A 17,152-nucleotide genomic window follows, 5' to 3' on the forward strand; every position below is an offset into this window, starting at 1 on the left:
CTGATGTCTGATTCCTCATTCGACTATTTTGTTGTCTTCGCTGAAATGCGGACGGGCTCCAATTTTCTGGAGACCAATCTGAATGCTTTTGACGGGCTTGCCTGCCACGGCGAAGCCTTCAATCCGCATTTCATCGGCTATCCGAACAAGAGCGATATTCTGGGGGTGACTCAGGCTATGCGGGAGGCGGATCCAGCCCGGCTGATCCAGCAGATCAAGGCTGACCCAAGCGCGCTGGGCGGTTGCCGCTATTTCCATGACCATGATCCGCGGGTGCTGGACCTGATGCTGGAGGATCCGCGCTGTGCCAAGATCATCCTGACCCGCAACCCGCTGGACAGTTATGTGTCCTGGAAGATTGCCAAGGCAACCGGGCAGTGGAAGCTGACCGATGTAAAGCGCCGCAAGGACGCCAAAGCGCGGTTTGATGCAGCGGAATTTTCAGCCCATGTAGAATCGTTGCAAGATTTCCAGGTCACGCTGCTGAACCGGCTGCAGTCGCTGGGTCAGACGGCGTTCTATGTGGCCTATGAGGATCTGCAAAGCGTTGAGGTGATGAACGGGCTGGCACGCTGGCTGGGAATGTCCCAGCGGCTTGAGGCGCTGGATGAGAGCCTCAAGCGGCAGAACCCGGCGCCGGTTCTGGCTAAGGTGGCAAACCCTGACGTAATGCAAGAGGCGCTGTCGGGCATGGACCGCTTCAACTTGACCCGCACCCCGAATTTCGAGCCGCGCCGCGGCCCGGCGGTGCCTGGGTATGTGGCGGGGGTGGTGACGCCGCTGTTATATTTGCCGCTCAAGGGCGGACCGGAGCGCGAAGTCGTGCAATGGATGGCCGGGCTGGATCAGGTGGCGCCAGACGGGTTGATCCAGGGCATGAACCAGAAACAGCTGCGCCAGTGGAAACGCGGCAATAAGGGGTTCCGCAGCTTTACCGTGCTGCGCCACCCTGCGGCGCGGGCCCATGCGGTGTTCTGCCACCGGATCCTGAATGCCGGCGAGGGCAGCTTCCGGGCCATCCGCAATACGTTGCGGCGGCAGTTCGGGCTGGTTTTGCCGGAGGAAGGGCCGGACGACGGGTATACCCGAGCGCAGCACCGGGACGCTTTTGCCGGTTTTCTGAGTTTTGTCCGGGCCAATCTGTCCGGGCAGACGTCGATCCGGGCGGATGCGGAATGGGTCAGCCAAAGCCAGGTGCTGGCCGGGTTTTCTGAACTCGGGCCTCCGGATTTGCTGATCCGCGAGGCGGAGATGAGTGAGGAGCTGCCTGCACTGGCTCGCAGGCAGGGCCGGATGGAGCCGGGACCGGTGCCGGCCGCTGCGCCGCAGGTGCCCTTTGCATTGGATGATATTTACGACGCGGATCTGGAGGCGCTGATTGCCTCCGTTTACCAGCGCGACTATCTGGCGTTTGGCTTTGGTCCCTGGTGCGCAGGCTGATCTGGCAGCATGAATGCAGGCGCGATGTTACCGTGTCCGCCGGAGATTTGGCTGAGGTAAACCTCCCGGGCGGTCTTGGGACTGGCCCGACTGAAAAAGCTCCACCGGATGGCGGCTGATGACGGACGAGAGAGCTTGCGGGAAAGAAGTGGCGCAATAGCAATTCCTGGCCGCAAGCAAGTGCGCAGAAAAACCGGGAAATTCAGATACGGGCAGACGCAGCCCGGGGATCAGGCCGCTTGGACGGACTGATCTTCTGTCAGGATGGTATAAAGCGTTGCCGGGTCGTGGTTGGCGCGCAGTTTGGTGCAGAAGCTTTGTTCGCGCAGGGTGCGTGACACCAGCGCCAGTGCTTTCAAATGCTCGACGCCGGCATCTTCCGGAGCAAACAGGGCAAAGGCAATATCCACTGGCTGGCGGTCCACCGCTCCGAAGTCCAGCGGCTTCTCCAGGATCAGGAAGATGCCGCGGACTTCGCTGACAGTGTCCAGCCTGGCATGCGGCAGGGCGACGCCATGGCCAACCCCGGTGGGGCCTAGGCTTTCGCGGTCCAGCAAAGCCTCGACCGTCGCCTGGGCGTCCAGCCCGTATGCAAATTGAGCAATGTCTGCAATTTCCTGGAACAAGCGCTTCTTGCTTGAGGCCGCACCGATCACCCGGACGGCCTCTGGCTTGAGGATGCTGGAAATCTGCATATGTCTGCTCCGTTCCGGCGCCCCGTTGTGGAGGGGCGCCGATGCCTTAGATGTGATTACGGATCGATCCAGCCGATGTTGCCGTCTTCGCGGCGGTAGACCACATTCAACCCGTCTTTGCCTTCTTTGCGGAAGACCAGAACCGGTGCGCCTGCAATTTCCATCTGCATTACCGCTTCCCCGACAGACAGGGACGGTATGCGAGTCTCCATTTCGGCGACGATGATCGGCTGCAGCGAGTCCGGCTCGGTTGTTTCCGCTTCCTCAGAGGCGAGGATATACGAATTGGCGCCCAAATGTTCAACCGGTTCGCTGCGATCCTTGTGGTGGTCTTTCAGGCGGCGCTTGTAACGGCGCAGCTGTTTTTCCATTTTTTCGCAGCAAGAGTCGAATGCGGCGTAGATTTCGGTTTCGTGCGCCTTGGCCTGAGCGCTCAGCCCGGTCGACAGATGGACGGTGGCTTCACACACATATTCATGCGCCGAACGGGAAAAGACCACTGTCGCGTCGGTTGGCCGTTCTGCATATTTCTGAACGGCCGAACCCAGCTCGTTCTGCACATGGGTTTGCAGAGCTTCGCCGATGTCGATCTGTTTACCGCTTATTTTGTAACGCATGTGATCTCCTTTACGAATTATTGCGGCCCAAACCCGCCGCCAAGGCAATCCTTGGCGCTGTCACGTCAGGTCCGGAACCGGGGGGCAGGCCAGGCATCCGGTTGCATCCGTCCGGGCCTTGTCGCCAAGGCTGCTAAGCGGATTGCATCGGTCTGCGCGTATGCCATGGGTCAATTCGACGGCAAGACAGCGGGAGAGTCAATGGATAACCCGGAAAAAGAAACACGGGTTTCAGGCATATTTTCGGTTGTCCGGCTTTGACTGCGGAAGTCAGGAAATGCGGAAGTTGTCGCCGAGGTAAACCCGGCGGACGTTTTCGTTTTCAACCACTTCCTCAGGGCTGCCGGACATCAGCACCTGGCCGTCATGCAGGATATAGGCCCGGTCCACGATCTCCAGGGTCTCGCGCACGTTGTGGTCGGTGATCAGCACGCCGATACCGCGTTTCTTGAGGTCGGAAACCAAGTGGCGGATATCGCCGACCGAGATCGGGTCAACGCCGGCAAAGGGTTCGTCAAGCAGCAGGTATTTCGGATCTGCGGCAAGGCAGCGGGCAATCTCAACCCGGCGCCGTTCACCGCCTGACAGCGCCAACGCGGGTGCGCGGCGCAGGTGTTCGATCGAGAAATCGGACAGCAGTTCTTCCAGCCGCTCGCGGCGTTTGTGTTCGTGTTTCTGCGAGATATCCAGAACGGCAGAGATGTTGTCCTCCACCGACAGGCCGCGGAAGATCGACATTTCCTGTGGCAGATAGCCGATGCCAAGGCGAGCGCGCCGGTACATCGGCAGGCCGGTCACGTTCTGGCCGTCGATGCTGACGGTGCCCGCTTCGGGGAAAACCAGACCTGCAATGGCGTAGAAACTGGTGGTTTTGCCAGACCCGTTGGGACCCAGCAGGGCCACCACCTCGCCGCGGTTCAGCGACATTGACACGTCGCGGATCACCACCCGTTTGCGGTAGGATTTGCGCAGTTTTTCAATGCGCAGCCCGGAAGAGCCTTCGGTGACGGTCAGACCAGGTTTCGCCATCAGTTGCTGCCGCCATTCGGGTTCAGGATAGTCTTTACACGGCCGGCCATTTTGGCAGTGCCGGAAGTCAGGTTCACCTCAAGCCGGTTGGAAGCCAAGGTACCGCTTTTCTGATTCAGGAGCACATTGCCGGTCATCACGATAGTGCCTTGGTCAATGGTGTATTCGGCGCGCTGTGCCTCGGCGGCGTCCGGACCGCTGACCAGTACCACATTGCCGGTGGCTTCCAGCCGTTCAATGCCCGCTTGGGCGTCTGTTTCGTCTGCGGTTTTGTAGATCACCAGAACCTTGTCTGCGGACAGCCGCATGATGCCCTGAATAATGAGCACATTGCCGGTAAACTCTGCCGAGCCGTTTGCCTGGTTGACCGCCAGGTTGTCGGCGGTGACTTCAACCGGTTGGCTGGGGTCGGACTTGACCGCGCCAAAGGCAACGGAGGCCGTCTGCGCCGCCACTAGGCTGGGAAATACCGCGAGCGGCAGGCAAAAAATCAATGCGCGCAAATAGGACACAGGTTATCTTTCCGGTTTCTGGGGTTCATATAGCAGCTTCACCCCGTTTTTGAACAGCATATGGACCGGTCCGCCCTCGGTTTTCACTCCGATCCGCATATTACCGGCGGTCAGCTCGCCGATCGGGCCAGTCGCACGGACTGCGCCAGGGCTGTCGGCTTCAAGCCCGCTAAGCGCTGTGTTCAGTTCTTCGGTCTCGACAATCAGCCCGTCTGCGGAGGTGATAATCACATTACCGGAAAAGCGCGCCATGTCCCGGCCAGGGTGTATCGCACCGCTTTCCGATTTGAGCGTGATCCTGCCGCCCTCAGCCAGATCGAATTCAGCGGAAAGATCGCTGGCAACTGCGGGTGTGCCGTCACCGCCGGGACGGGCGAGCGCAGCAGTGACCATAATTTCATCGCCCTGTGCGGTGGTGCCGGAAAAGAAAGGGGCAGTGACTTGCTGGCCTTTCATCCGGTCTTCGATTTCCTTTTGAGCAAAGGGGATCACCGCGTCGGTGTTCACCCCGCGTGAGATCAGGAACATTGTGGACATCAGAACCAATGCGGCAAGCGGCAGCAGTACCTTAAGATAGGCAACGGCTCTGGAGTAGCTGTCCATGCTTTTTCTCCTCCGGGCTTGCGTCAGCCCAGGCCTGCGCGCAGGCAATCGTGGATGTGCAACAAGCCCTCGGCCTTGCCGCCATTGTCCGGATCAACCACGAACAGGCAGGTGATTTTGCGCTGGTTCATCACGGCGACAGCCTCCTGGGCCATTGCGCCGGGGGCGATTGAGGCGGGGCTTGCGGTCATGACTTCGGCGGAAGATTTGTCCAGCAGGCCGTCCATGTGGCGGCGCAAATCGCCGTCTGTTATGATTCCGGTCAAGGATCCGTCTGCGGCAACCACACCTGCCACTCCAAATCCCTTCTGGCTGATTTCGATCAGCGCATCTGACATCGGCGTGTTCTCAGTGACAAGCGGCAGGGCATCGCCAGCGTGCATCAGGTCGCGCACCTTGCTAAGCTGCGCCCCCAGTTTGCCGCCAGGGTGGAAGTCGCGGAAGTTCTCCGGGCGGAAATCCCGGTATTTCATCAGTGCTATCGCCAGCGCATCGCCCATTGCCAGTGTCAGCGTGGTGGAAATTGAAGGCACCATGCCAAATCCGCAGGCCTCGCCCAGCGAGGGGATTTGCAGGTGCACATCCGCTTGCTTCATCAGGGCGCTGTCCATCTTGCTCGACAGCCCAATGAGGGGAATGCCGAAACGGCGGGTGAAAACCAGCAGATTGGCCAGCTCCGGCGCCTCGCCTGAGTTGGAGATCGCCAGCACCACATCGCCTTCGGAGAGCATTCCCAGATCACCATGGCTGGCCTCGGCGGGGTGCACGAAATAGGCCGGCGTGCCGGTCGAGGCCAGGGTGGCGGCGATCTTGTGGCCGATATGGCCGGATTTACCGATGCCGCTGACGATGATGCGGCCCTTGGCCTGCAGGATCAGCTGCACCGCTTCGGCAAAGCGTTCGTCCAGGCTGTCGGCGAGGGTGTCCAGCGCCCTGGCTTCATCGGTGATCACCTGCCGTGCGGTGACGAGGAGTTTTTCTGTATCAGTCATGAGTGCGCAAAGATGTCGATTTCGGGCCAGCCGGCCAGATCCAGCTTGGCACGCATGGGGAGGAAGTCAAAGCAGGCCTGCGCCATTCCGGTGCGGCCCTCGCGGGCCAGGCGCTTGTCCAGCGCCTTGCGCAGCTTGTGCAGGTGGAGCACGTCGGAGGCGGCATACTCAAGCTGTGCTTCGGTCAGTTCCTCTGCGCCCCAGTCGCTCATCTGCTGCTGTTTGGATATGTCGATGGCCAAGAGTTCCTGGGTCAGGTTCTTCAACCCGTGCCGGTCAGTGTACGTGCGGACCAGGCGGCTGGCGATCTTGGTGCAATAGACAGGGGCCGCGAGAGCGCCGAATGCGTGGTGCATGGCGGCAATATCGAAGCGGCCGAAGTGGAACAGTTTCAGCACATTTGCATCTTCCAGCATCCGGCACAGGTTGGGCGCTTCGGTCTGGCCCTTTTCGACCTGCACGATATGGGCATTGCCGTCGCCGCCGGACATCTGAATCACGCAAAGCCGGTCACGATGCGGGTTCAACCCCATTGTCTCGCAGTCAATTGCGACGACGGAACCGAGATCCAGCCCGTCGGGCAGGTCGTTCTTGTAAAGGTGGTTGGCCACTGGTGTTCCCCTGTGTTCAAATTGCCCCGAAGGGTGCCGTACTGGGGAAATAGGTGGTTTGCCGTGCAAACTCAACGGTCGCTGTCATTCGGGAGCGGAGGCTGACTGGACCGCAAATGCCGAGACAAGGCAGCCAGCCGCCGCAGATGGCGCGCGAGGGTCAGAAAAGGAAGCTTCCATTGTGCAGGTCGCTGTACTGCACATCGATTGACAGAATGGAATTGCCGCCACCGGTCTGGATGACCACGGCGTCGCCGGTTCGGGTTGCCGCCACACGGGCTTTACAGATCGAACTCAACGAAGAGGCCGGAAAAGATCAATTCGCTCGCTGTTACCGTCGGCGCCTTTAACGGTATCCTTGCCGCCTTTGGTTACAATGACATTATCAGTGGTAGCTCTTGTTTTTGGGCCAGATTTCCGCCTGGCAAAGCTAAAACATTAGTTTCACGTCAGGCGGCAGCATTCAGGTTCTGAGGCGGCGTATCTTAGGCCGCGCCCATCCACCTGGATCTTCACCTTAGCGGCCCGCAGCACGCTGGTGAAATCTGAGTTGGGGAACCAGTAACCCTGATCAGAGTTGAATATCCCGGGCGGGCAGCGCCGGGCCAGTGCTTCCTTCAAGGCCTCGATGCAGAACCCGGCGTTCATCGTGCCGGATAACCGCCAGATCAGTACTTTGCGGCTGTGCCATCCCATTGCCGCGGCCTAATAAAGGCCTCCGCCGGCATCGGACAGTTTGTTGTCCCGCATGCCGATGTCGCGACCGGTGGTAATATTGCTGACGTCCAGAGTGTCGCCGCCGCCCTTGTCGCAGATTGCGAAAGCGATAGGCAGAGCGGCGATATCTGGGTTTGCCCCATTGGTTCAGCGGTCAAATAGGCCACCCAAATCACCATCGAGATTTGAGCCTGTTCCCAATGTGGTATTGCTGGCGGTGGCGCTGTTGCTGCCTGGTGCGTCCTAAAGCTCCTGCATTGCAATAGTGTTCACCCTCATTGCTGAGATGACATAGGCCTTACGGGCATCATCTGTCGTGCTTTCGTCGTCAAATGTAATTTGTGCCGAACCTATTGTTTCTGAAATTTGATGTCCGAAACTGCTTGTAAAAATTGTGTCCGATAGTGTTGCTCGGAAAACAATTATCAAGCCCGGCGGTTGATGCGGCGGCTTGATATAGTAAAACTCCAAGAGCTTTAGATGTTTTAAGATTTTGAGGAATGGTGCCCAGGAGAGGACTCGAACCTCCACGTCCTTACGAACACTAGCACCTGAAGCTAGCGCGTCTACCAATTCCGCCACCTGGGCAGGTGTCGTGAGACCGGCGTATAAGGTGGTTCGCTGGGGGCGTCAAATGGAAAACCGCCGAAGATCCAACCTAAGCTGAAATGCCGATCCAGGCCGCCCTATCGCCGAGTGAGAAAGTCCATCTTAAAAGCCACATGTGTCAGGAAACTTGCCCAGGCCTGCTGTGTTTCTCTGTTCCAGTCCGGACCCAGCGTGTCAGCAAAGGGCGCTGGTGAAACTGCTTATGAAGCCCTGGAAATGGGCATCTGATACGTCAAGTTTGCGATGCTTTTCACCTTGCTGTTGCAAGATCGAATCCAACCGGCCGGTGTCATCCAGCGCTTCGGCGATATGGGTCAGTGAGGCCAGCAGCTTTCCCTCTTGCTGGGTCAGATCGTCAGGGAACAGGCTCCGGATATCGGGGCAGACAGCAAAGAAATTTTCGTAGAATGCCGCCACACAGGCTTCGATGTTCATCCGCTCGCTTTCAAAGCTTTGCCGGATCAGCTTTTTGTCCTGCTCACTAACCGTCGGGACTGACCTCCTTAACATGTGCAGATACAGATGTTACCGCTGCATCACCCGACTCTAGCGTTGGAGGGTTGAAAACAGGGTTAACCAAACCGCCCAATTCACAGCAAGCTGTTAACGGCTCTTGCAGTTTCTGTCGCCATTGCAGCCGCAGCCCTGGTTTTGCGCCTTGTTTGGCGCCCCTTGCGGCGCTAGAGCTTAGGGGCAGCTAAGTTCAGGAGCCAAATGATGTCCAAACTGGTCACGATCTATGGCGGATCCGGTTTCGTGGGCCGCTACATTGCGCGGCGCATGGCCAAGGAAGGCTGGCGGGTGCGGGTGGCCGTGCGCCGTCCCAACGAAGCCATGCATGTGAAGCCTTACGGCGTTCCGGGCCAGGTTGAACCGGTTTTCTGCAATATTCGCGATGATATGTCTGTTGCTGCGGTGATGCAGGGCGCAGATGCAGTTGTAAATTGCGTAGGTGTCTTGAACGAACTCGGTAAAAACTCGTTTGGCGCCATCCATGCGGAAGGCGCAGGCCGTATTGCGCGCATCGCGTCGCAGCAGGGGGTAGCCACCCTTGTGCATATCTCGGCGATTGGCGCCGATGCGGACGGTCCCAGCGAATATGCCAAAACCAAAGCCGCTGGAGAAGCCGCGGTGCTGCAGAGCTTTCCCGGCGCGGTGATTTTGCGCCCGTCGGTCATCTTCGGGACCGAGGACGGCTTCTTTAACCGTTTTGCCGGCATGACCCGGCTGTCGCCGATGCTTCCGATCGCGGCGGGCAATACCAATTTCCAGCCAGTGTTCGTCGATGACGTGGCCAAGGCCGCCGTCATGGGGGCGCTGGGCGAGGCCGAAGGCGGCATTTACGAACTTGGCGGCCCCGAGGTGAAAAGCTTCCGGGCGCTTATGGTGCAGATGCTTGAGGTGATCCACCGGCGCCGCCTGATCCTGTCGCTGCCGCGCCCTGCCGCTTGGCTGGTGGCCTTCGGCTTCGACATGCTGCAGGCAGCCAGTTTTCAGATGATTGAGAACAAAGTGCTGACACGCGACCAGCTGCGGAGCTTAAAGGCGGACAATGTGGTGTCCGAGGGCGCCAAGGGTTTCGGTGATTTGGGTATCAGCCCGGTGACTGTGGGTTCGGTGTTGCCGGATTACCTGTGGAAATTCCGCCCCTCCGGCCAGTATGACGAGATGACGAACTCAGCCCGGAATCTGCGCAACGGCGCCTGATACTGTTACCGGTCTAAGGATTAGTAAGCGCGGGCGTCTCCCCGCGCTTTTGATCTCAGGTTCAGCTGCCGTAGGCGATGGCCAGCAGGACAACACCCAGAATCACCCGGTAGATCACATAAGGCGTAAAGCTGACCGAGCGCAGCAGCCGCATCATCAGGCTGAGCGCCGCCAGCGCTGCCGCCATCGCCAGCACAGCGGCAATGCCCGCGTCGCGTATCAGTGCGGTGTTGGCCTCCAGCGCCACCTCGGTTCCCAGCAGCACACCTGAGGCGATGATGGTCGGAATCGACATCAGCATGGCAATGCGGGCACCGTCCTCGCGGGTATAGCCCAGCTGCCGCGCACCAGTGATCGTGATGCCCGAACGTGACGTGCCTGGGATCAGCGCCAGCATCTGCCACAGCCCCATGATCAGCGCATCGCGGACGCCCCAGTCGCCAGTCTGTTTCACTTCGGCGCCTTTCTGGTCGGCCCAGTACAGCACCAACCCGAAGCCCAGCATGGTCCAGCCGATTACCGTCATTGATCGCAGCGCATCGCTGAGGCCGGTGAAATGCAGCACAGCACCGAACAGGACTGTGGGAATAGTTGCGATGATCAGCCCCAAAGCGAGTTTGGATCCCGGCGTATCCGTACGGCCGGTCAGGGCACGAGGCAGGCCGGCAAGCCCCTCACGCACGTCGCTCCAGAAGTAGATCATCACTGCCGCCAGGGTGCCTATATGCACAGCGACGTCGATCACCTGGCCTTGATCCTCCAGCCCGGTCAATCCGGGAAGTAGAATCAGGTGGCCGGAGGAGGAAACTGGCAGGAATTCGGTGATGCCTTGGATCAACGCAATCAGGATCAGCTGAAAAAGCGGCATGCTGAAATCATCCTTCGCTGGCCGCCGATGGGCCGTAAACTGTCGCGACTCTGTATAAATCCCGGCTCTGGATTGGAAAGCGGATTTTCAGGTCCGATTCGGACTTAATAATCCTGTACATTTCCGTAAAACACGGTATCAGGATTCAAGAGCTGACTGAATAGGTCAGCAATATTGACATAAAGCGTATCCGCACCCGAAAAGGTGCCAGCGCAGCCAGACAAACGATGGAGTCCAGCCCGTGGCCAAGCAACCGATGCTGAAATTCGTGCAGATCGAACGCGACATGCCTCAAAAGCGTGACGCGAGTGTGCGCAAGGAAGACTTCAATGAGATTTACGCAGAGTACGCTGCTGCCAAGGCCGAGGAACAGGCCAGCCGCTGCAGCCAGTGCGGTGTGCCCTATTGCCAGAGCCACTGCCCGCTGCACAACAACATCCCCGACTGGCTGCACCTGACCGCAACCGGCCGTCTGGAAGAAGCCTACGAGACCTCGCAAGCCACCAACACCTTCCCGGAAATCTGCGGCCGCATCTGTCCGCAGGACCGTCTGTGCGAAGGCAACTGTGTGATTGAGCAGTCGGGCCATGGCACCGTGACCATCGGCTCGGTGGAAAAATACATCACCGACACCGCCTGGGAAAACGGCTGGGTCAAGCCCGCAGCACCGCTGGCAGAGCGCAGCGAAAGTGTCGGCATCATCGGCGCTGGTCCCGGCGGTTTGGCGGCGGCGGACATGCTGCGCAAGGCCGGCGTGCAGGTCACCGTTTATGACCGCTATGACCGCGCCGGCGGGCTGCTGATGTATGGCATCCCCAGCTTCAAGCTGGAAAAGGACGTGGTGGAACGCCGCAACAAGCTGCTGGCTGACGGCGGCGTGACTTACGTGCTGAACTGCAACGTGGGTGAAGACATTTCGTTTGAAGATATCCGCAACAAGCATGATGCAGTGATCATCGCCACCGGCGTTTATAAATCGCGTGACCTGGCGATGCCGGGCAGCGGTTCCGGGGGCATCGTCAAGGCAATCGACTTCCTGTGCGCGTCGAACAAGAAGAGCTTTGGCGACGAAGTTGCGGAATTCGACAACGGCGACCTGAATGCCGAAGGCAAGAAAGTTGTGGTGATTGGCGGCGGCGATACCGCAATGGACTGCGTGCGCACGTCGATCCGCCAGGGCGCGACCTCGGTCAAATGCCTCTACCGCCGTGACCGTGCCAATATGCCGGGCTCACAGCGTGAGACCCAGAACGCCGAGGAAGAAGGCGTGGTGTTTGAATGGCTGTCTGCGCCCAAGGGTTTCACCGACGAGGGCGGCAAAGTCGCCGGCGTGATGGTTCAGAAGATGCGCCTGGGCCAGCCGGATGCCTCGGGCCGTCAGGCGCCGGAGGTGATTGAGGGCGCGGACTATGTGGAGGAGGCCGATCTGGTGATTAAAGCCTTGGGCTTTGAGCCGGAAGAGCTGCCCACCCTGTGGAACCAGCCGGAGTTGCCGGTGACCCGCTGGGGCACCGTCAAGGCGGCGTTCAAGACCGGCGCTACCGAGCTGGGCGGCGTCTATGCAGTGGGTGACATCGTGCGTGGCGCGTCGCTGGTGGTCTGGGCAATCAAGGACGGCCGCGATTGCGCGGAAGCGATCCTGGAGAACTTCAACAGCAAGGCCGCAGTGGCGGCGGAGTAATCCGGCACCCTGTACACCGTCTGTGCCCCCCTTTGCACCGGCGGAACAGCGAGCGAACAGCAGCAAGGTCAGCATTGCCGACCCAGCCAGCAGAAGGAAGATGGACATGAGCGAATTGCAGGGACAATGCATGTGCGGCGCGGTGACTGTCACCGCGACCCCCGCGCGCGCCTCCATTTCCGCCTGCCACTGCGAAATGTGCCAGCGCTGGACCAGCGGCCCGTTCCTGAGCTTTCAGGCGGCCAGTGGTTACGCCGCGCTGGGTCCGGTGCAGACCTATGAGTCTTCGGGCTGGGCTGAGCGGGCGTTCTGCGGAAAATGCGGATCGGCGCTGTGGTACCGGATGACCGCAGGAGAATATAAGGGCCAGACGCAGATGTCGGCTGGCCTGTTTGAAAACGCAGGCGGCAATGAATTGCGCCTGGAACTTTACATCGACAAGAAGCCAGCGGGTTACGTATTCGACAGCAGCAGCCGGAAGCTGACCGGCGCTGACGTGATCGACATGTTTGCCCCCTCCGTAGAAGGAAACAGCCAATGACCAAATTTGATGCCGATTGGGTGCGCGCCGAAGAAACCAAGCGCAAGTGGATGGCTGAGAACGGCTTGTATGCCGAAGAAGAAGAGCATTCCTCTTGCGGCGTGGGACTGGTGGTCTCCGTTGACGGCAAGAAAAGCCGCAGGGTGGTTGAGGCCGGCATCGATGCGCTGAAGGCGATCTGGCACCGCGGCGCGGTGGATGCCGATGGCAAGACCGGCGATGGTGCGGGCATCCATGTGCAGATCCCGGTTCCGTTCTTTTACGACCAGATCCGCCGCACCGGCCACGAACCGCGCCAGGATGAGCTGATGGCGGTCGGTCAGGTGTTCCTGCCGCGCACCGATTTCGGCGCCCAGGAACGCTGCCGGACCATCATGGAAACCGAAGTGCTGCGCATGGGCTATTCCATCTACGGCTGGCGTCATGTGCCTGTGGACGTGACCTGCCTGGGTGAAAAGGCCAACGCGACCCGCCCCGAGATCGAGCAGATTCTGATCTCCAACGCAAAGGGCGTGGACGAGGAAACCTTTGAGCGCGAGCTGTATGTGATCCGCCGCCGGGTCGAGAAGGCGGCCAATGCCGCGGCGATTTCGGGTTTGTATATTGCCTCGCTGTCCTGCAGGTCGATCATCTACAAGGGCATGATGCTGGCTGAGCAGGTGGCAGTGTTCTACCCTGACCTGATGGATACGCGGTTCGAGAGCGCCTTTGCGATCTATCACCAGCGTTATTCCACCAACACCTTCCCGCAGTGGTGGCTGGCGCAGCCGTTCCGGATGCTGGCCCATAACGGCGAAATCAACACGCTGAAGGGCAACCTGAACTGGATGAAGAGCCATGAAATCCGTATGGCGTCGGCGACCTTTGGCGATCATGCCGAAGACATCAAGCCGATCGTGCCGGGCGGCGCGTCGGACTCGGCGGCTTTGGATGGTGTGTTCGAGGTGCTGGTGCGTGCGGGCCGTTCGGCGCCGATGGCAAAAACCATGCTGGTGCCGGAAAGCTGGTCCAAGCAGGCGGTTGAGCTGCCGCAGGCCTGGCGCGACATGTATTCCTACTGCAACTCGGTGATGGAGCCCTGGGACGGCCCCGCGGCGCTGGCGATGACCGATGGCCGCTGGGTCTGTGCCGGCCTGGACCGGAACGGTCTGCGCCCGATGCGTTATGTGGTGACCGGCGACGGGCTGGTGATTGCCGGTTCCGAAGCGGGCATGGTGCCGATTGACGAGGCAAATGTGGTCGAAAAGGGCGCACTGGGCCCGGGCCAGATGCTGGCTGTCGACATGCAGAAAGGCAAGCTGTTCAACGACCAGCAGATCAAGGACAAACTGTCCCGAGCGCTGCCGTTCGGAGATTGGGTCAAGCGGATCAACGATCTGGACACCACCCTGGCCAGCGCCACCGAGCAGCCGCTGTTCACCGGCGAAGAGCTGCGCCGCCGTCAGGTTGCGGCCGGTTATACCATCGAGGAGCTGGAGCAGATCCTGGCGCCGATGGCCGAGGACGGCAAGGAATCGCTGGCTTCGATGGGCGATGACACGCCGTCTGCGGTGCTGTCGAAAATGTACCGCCCGCTGAGCCATTTCTTCCGCCAGAACTTCAGCCAGGTGACCAACCCGCCGATCGACAGTTTGCGGGAATTCCGGGTGATGTCGCTGAAGACGCGGTTCGGCAACCTGAAGAACGTGCTGGACGAAGACAGCAGCCAGACCGAGATCATCGTGCTGGAGAGCCCCTTTGTCGGCAATGCCCAGTGGGACAAGCTGGTGGATCAGCTGAACGCGCCGCTGGCAGAGATTGACTGTTCCTTTGCGCCGGGCCGCGGGTCGCTGAGCGCGGCATTGGAGCGGATTCGGGCCGAGGCTGAGGAGGCGGTGCGCTCGGGCGCGGGGCATATCGTGCTGACCGACCAGTTTTCTGGCGCGGGCAAGGTGGCGATGCCGATGATTTTGGCAACCTCTGCCGTGCATTCGCACCTGACCCGCAAGGGGCTGCGCACCTTCTGTTCGCTGAATGTGCGGTCTGCCGAGTGCATCGACCCGCATTATTTTGCGGTACTGATCGGCTGCGGTGCAACCGTGGTGAACGCCTATCTGGCCGAGGATTCGCTGGCTGACCGGATTGACCGCGGTCTGCTGGACGGCTCGCTGACCGAAAACGTTGCGCGTTACCGTGAAGCCATTGACCAGGGTCTGTTGAAGATCATGGCCAAGATGGGGATTTCGGTGGTGTCATCTTACCGCGGCGGTCTGAATTTTGAAGCCGTGGGCCTGTCGCGCGCCATGTGCGCCGAGTATTTCCCGGGCATGACCTCGCGCATTTCCGGCATCGGTGTGACCGGCATTCAGACCAAGGCGGAGGAGATCCACGCCAAGGCCTGGACCTCAGCCGAAGGCGTGCTGCCGATTGGTGGTTTCTACAAGGCGCGTAAGTCGGGTGAGACCCACGCCTGGGAAGCCACCTCGATGCATATGATGCAAATGGCCTGCAACAGAGCCTCATTCGAGCTGTGGAAACAGTATTCGGCGAAGATGCAGTCGAACCCGCCGATCCATCTGCGCGACCTGCTGCAGGTGAAGCCGCTGGGCAAGCCGGTGCCGATTGAGGAGGTGGAATCGATCACCTCGATCCGCAAGCGGTTTGTGACACCTGGCATGTCGCTGGGGGCGCTGTCGCCCGAAGCGCATAAGACGCTGAACGTGGCGATGAACCGGATTGGCGCCAAGTCGGATTCGGGCGAGGGCGGCGAAGATCCGGCGCATTTCGTGCCGGAGCCGAACGGCGACAACCCGTCTGCCAAGATCAAGCAGGTGGCCTCGGGCCGTTTTGGCGTCACAGCAGAATATCTGAACCAGTGCGAAGAGCTGGAAATCAAGGTGGCCCAGGGCGCCAAGCCCGGCGAGGGCGGCCAGCTGCCGGGGATGAAGGTCACTGACCTGATCGCCCGCCTGCGCCACTCGACCAAGGGGGTGACGTTGATCTCGCCGCCGCCGCACCACGATATCTATTCGATCGAGGACCTGGCGCAGCTGATCTACGATCTGAAGCAGATCAACCCGCGCTGCAAGGTAACGGTGAAGCTGGTGGCGTCCTCTGGCGTTGGCACAATTGCTGCCGGCGTGGCCAAGGCAAAGGCGGATGTGATCCTGATCTCGGGCCACAACGGCGGCACCGGGGCGTCGCCTGCGACCTCGATCAAATATGCGGGCCTGCCGTGGGAGATGGGCCTGACCGAAGCGCATCAGGTGCTGGCGATGAACAACCTGCGCGAGCGGGTGACGCTGCGCACCGACGGAGGATTGCGCACCGGCCGGGATATCGTGATGGCGGCGATGCTGGGGGCCGAGGAATACGGCATCGGCACCGCGGCGCTGATCGCGATGGGCTGCATTATGGTACGCCAGTGCCAGTCCAACACCTGCCCTGTGGGGGTCTGCACCCAAGACGAAGCGCTGCGCGGTAAATTCACCGGCAATGCCGACAAGGTGGTGAACCTGATCACCTTCTATGCGCAGGAAGTGCGGGAAATCCTTGCCTCTATCGGTGCGCGCAGCCTGGATGAGGTGATCGGCCGGGCGGATCTGCTGGCGCAGGTGTCGCGCGGTTCCGCCCATCTAGACGATCTGGACCTGAACCCGTTGCTGATCACCGTCGATGGCTCGGCCAACATCGTTTACAACCGCGACAAGGACCGCAATGCGGTGCCGGATACGCTGGATGCGGAGATTGTGCGCGACGCGGCCCGCTTCCTGCAGGACGGCGAGAAGATGCAGCTGTCTTATGCGGTGCAGAACACCCACCGTACCGTGGGCACCCGCACTTCCAGCCATATCGTGCGTAACTTCGGCATGCGGAACTCCTTCCAGCCGGATCATCTGACGGTGAAGCTGCAAGGGTCGGCAGGGCAGTCGCTGGGTGCCTTTGCTGCACCGGGGCTGAAGCTGGAAGTGTCAGGCGATGCCAACGATTATGTCGGCAAGGGCCTGTCGGGCGGCACCATCGTGGTACGCCCGCCGCAGGTCAGCCCGCTGAATGCGTCTGAAAACACCATCATCGGCAATACCGTTCTGTACGGCGCCACCGACGGCTATCTGTTTGCCGCCGGCCGCGCAGGTGAGCGGTTCGGGGTGCGGAACTCGGGCGCCTCGGTTGTGATCGAGGGCTGCGGTGCCTGCGGCTGTGAATACATGACCGGCGGTGTGGCTGTGATCTTGGGCACAATCGGCGCCAACTTTGGTGCGGGCATGACCGGCGGCATGGCCTATCTCTATGATCCCGACCGCAAGGCAGAAACCATGATGAACATGGAATCTCTGGTCACCTGCCCGGTCACCGTGGCGCATTGGGAGGGAGAGCTGAAAACCCTGATCGCCCGCCATCTGGAGGAAACCGGCAGTCGCAAGGCTGCAGAGATCCTGCAGCACTGGGACATCGAAAAGGCCAATTTCCTGCAGGTCTGCCCGAAAGAGATGCTTGGCAAGCTGGCGCATCCGGTGATGCAGGAACAGGCGGCCGTTCCGGCGGAATAAG

The 17,152-nt window shown here is 60.3% G+C and carries 14 protein-coding genes, 1 tRNA gene and 1 pseudogene; 5 read left to right on the forward strand and 11 right to left on the reverse strand.

Going from position 1 to position 17,152, the window contains the following annotated elements; all coding sequences use genetic code 11:
• Positions 1–3 precede the first annotated feature (3 nt).
• Positions 4–1,440, forward strand: coding sequence for a sulfotransferase domain-containing protein (locus tag L1069_RS01940; protein ID WP_237454596.1), 1,437 nt, complete (start codon positions 4–6; stop codon positions 1,438–1,440).
• 230 nt (positions 1,441–1,670) lie between these two features.
• Here the strand turns inward: L1069_RS01940 and L1069_RS01945 are convergent, their stop codons facing one another.
• The 10 genes and pseudogenes from L1069_RS01945 to L1069_RS01990 form a co-directional block, all read right to left on the reverse strand.
• Positions 1,671–2,135: a PTS sugar transporter subunit IIA gene (locus L1069_RS01945; protein WP_129372596.1), complete on the reverse strand. Its 465-nt coding sequence runs from the start codon at positions 2,133–2,135 to the stop codon at positions 1,671–1,673.
• Between the two features lie 56 nt (positions 2,136–2,191).
• Positions 2,192–2,752, reverse strand: coding sequence for a ribosome-associated translation inhibitor RaiA (gene raiA, locus L1069_RS01950; protein WP_129372595.1), 561 nt, complete (start codon positions 2,750–2,752; stop codon positions 2,192–2,194).
• Positions 2,753–3,022: 270 nt separating this feature from the next.
• Positions 3,023–3,781 carry an LPS export ABC transporter ATP-binding protein gene (lptB, locus tag L1069_RS01955; RefSeq protein WP_129372594.1) on the reverse strand — a complete coding sequence of 253 codons (759 nt, stop codon included), beginning with the start codon at positions 3,779–3,781 and terminating at the stop codon, positions 3,023–3,025.
• Entirely contained in the window at positions 3,781–4,293 is a 513-nt protein-coding gene (gene lptA / locus L1069_RS01960) for a lipopolysaccharide transport periplasmic protein LptA (RefSeq protein ID WP_129372593.1), read from the reverse strand. The genes lptB and lptA overlap by 1 nt, the downstream gene beginning before the upstream one ends.
• A 3-nt stretch (positions 4,294–4,296) precedes the next feature.
• Positions 4,297–4,896 carry an LPS export ABC transporter periplasmic protein LptC gene (gene lptC / locus L1069_RS01965; RefSeq protein ID WP_237454597.1) on the reverse strand — a complete coding sequence of 200 codons (600 nt, stop codon included), beginning with the start codon at positions 4,894–4,896 and terminating at the stop codon, positions 4,297–4,299.
• Between the two features lie 23 nt (positions 4,897–4,919).
• Positions 4,920–5,888: a KpsF/GutQ family sugar-phosphate isomerase gene (locus L1069_RS01970; protein ID WP_237454598.1), complete on the reverse strand. Its 969-nt coding sequence runs from the start codon at positions 5,886–5,888 to the stop codon at positions 4,920–4,922.
• A complete protein-coding gene (locus tag L1069_RS01975; protein ID WP_129372590.1) occupies positions 5,885–6,499 on the reverse strand; it encodes a ribonuclease H-like domain-containing protein in 615 nt (204 codons plus the stop codon). The genes L1069_RS01970 and L1069_RS01975 overlap by 4 nt, the downstream gene beginning before the upstream one ends.
• Positions 6,500–6,988: 489 nt before the next feature.
• Positions 6,989–7,219 (reverse strand): annotated as a pseudogene (locus L1069_RS01980) (DDE-type integrase/transposase/recombinase); the annotation flags it as partial.
• A gap of 498 nt (positions 7,220–7,717) precedes the next feature.
• Positions 7,718–7,804, reverse strand: a tRNA-Leu gene (locus L1069_RS01985).
• A 195-nt stretch (positions 7,805–7,999) separates the two neighbouring features.
• The gene (locus tag L1069_RS01990; protein ID WP_237454599.1) at positions 8,000–8,260 is read right to left on the reverse strand and encodes a globin domain-containing protein; all 261 of its coding nucleotides are present in this window, start codon (positions 8,258–8,260) and stop codon (positions 8,000–8,002) included.
• Positions 8,261–8,542: 282 nt separating this feature from the next.
• Between L1069_RS01990 and L1069_RS01995 the strand changes: the two genes are divergently transcribed.
• The gene (locus tag L1069_RS01995; protein ID WP_237454600.1) at positions 8,543–9,532 is read left to right on the forward strand and encodes a complex I NDUFA9 subunit family protein; all 990 of its coding nucleotides are present in this window, start codon (positions 8,543–8,545) and stop codon (positions 9,530–9,532) included.
• 61 nt (positions 9,533–9,593) lie between these two features.
• Here the strand turns inward: L1069_RS01995 and L1069_RS02000 are convergent, their stop codons facing one another.
• Positions 9,594–10,400: an undecaprenyl-diphosphate phosphatase gene (locus L1069_RS02000; protein ID WP_237454601.1), complete on the reverse strand. Its 807-nt coding sequence runs from the start codon at positions 10,398–10,400 to the stop codon at positions 9,594–9,596.
• Between the two features lie 241 nt (positions 10,401–10,641).
• Here L1069_RS02000 and L1069_RS02005 point away from each other — a divergent pair, with 241 nt between their 5' ends.
• The 3 genes from L1069_RS02005 to gltB all read left to right on the forward strand — a co-directional run bounded on the left by L1069_RS02005 (position 10,642) and on the right by gltB (position 17,151).
• On the forward strand, positions 10,642–12,081 hold the full coding sequence (locus L1069_RS02005) for an FAD-dependent oxidoreductase (RefSeq protein ID WP_237454602.1): 1,440 nt from the start codon (positions 10,642–10,644) through the stop codon (positions 12,079–12,081).
• A gap of 106 nt (positions 12,082–12,187) precedes the next feature.
• A complete protein-coding gene (locus L1069_RS02010; protein WP_237454603.1) occupies positions 12,188–12,622 on the forward strand; it encodes a GFA family protein in 435 nt (144 codons plus the stop codon).
• The gene (gene gltB / locus L1069_RS02015; RefSeq protein WP_237454604.1) at positions 12,619–17,151 is read left to right on the forward strand and encodes a glutamate synthase large subunit; all 4,533 of its coding nucleotides are present in this window, start codon (positions 12,619–12,621) and stop codon (positions 17,149–17,151) included. Before L1069_RS02010 ends, gltB begins: the two co-directional genes overlap by 4 nt.
• Position 17,152 lies beyond the last annotated feature (1 nt).

This window comes from Leisingera sp. MMG026 (assembly GCF_021654205.1).
Taxonomy (GTDB): Bacteria; Pseudomonadota; Alphaproteobacteria; order Rhodobacterales; family Rhodobacteraceae; genus Leisingera.

Excerpts from the sequence above, each read along its gene's own strand:
- L1069_RS01990 (WP_237454599.1), bottom strand. The coding sequence starts at position 8,260 with ATGAACATCGAAGCCTGTGTGGCGGCATTCTACGAAAATTTCTTTGCT.
- L1069_RS01970 (WP_237454598.1), bottom strand. The coding sequence starts at position 5,888 with ATGACTGATACAGAAAAACTCCTCGTCACCGCACGGCAGGTGATCACC.
- L1069_RS02010 (WP_237454603.1), top strand. The coding sequence starts at position 12,188 with ATGAGCGAATTGCAGGGACAATGCATGTGCGGCGCGGTGACTGTCACC.
- L1069_RS01945 (WP_129372596.1), bottom strand. The coding sequence starts at position 2,135 with ATGCAGATTTCCAGCATCCTCAAGCCAGAGGCCGTCCGGGTGATCGGT.
- lptC (WP_237454597.1), bottom strand. The coding sequence starts at position 4,896 with ATGGACAGCTACTCCAGAGCCGTTGCCTATCTTAAGGTACTGCTGCCG.
- gltB (WP_237454604.1), top strand. The coding sequence starts at position 12,619 with ATGACCAAATTTGATGCCGATTGGGTGCGCGCCGAAGAAACCAAGCGC.
- L1069_RS01995 (WP_237454600.1), top strand. The coding sequence starts at position 8,543 with ATGTCCAAACTGGTCACGATCTATGGCGGATCCGGTTTCGTGGGCCGC.
- L1069_RS02000 (WP_237454601.1), bottom strand. The coding sequence starts at position 10,400 with ATGCCGCTTTTTCAGCTGATCCTGATTGCGTTGATCCAAGGCATCACC.
- L1069_RS01940 (WP_237454596.1), top strand. The coding sequence starts at position 4 with ATGTCTGATTCCTCATTCGACTATTTTGTTGTCTTCGCTGAAATGCGG.
- raiA (WP_129372595.1), bottom strand. The coding sequence starts at position 2,752 with ATGCGTTACAAAATAAGCGGTAAACAGATCGACATCGGCGAAGCTCTG.
- lptB (WP_129372594.1), bottom strand. The coding sequence starts at position 3,781 with ATGGCGAAACCTGGTCTGACCGTCACCGAAGGCTCTTCCGGGCTGCGC.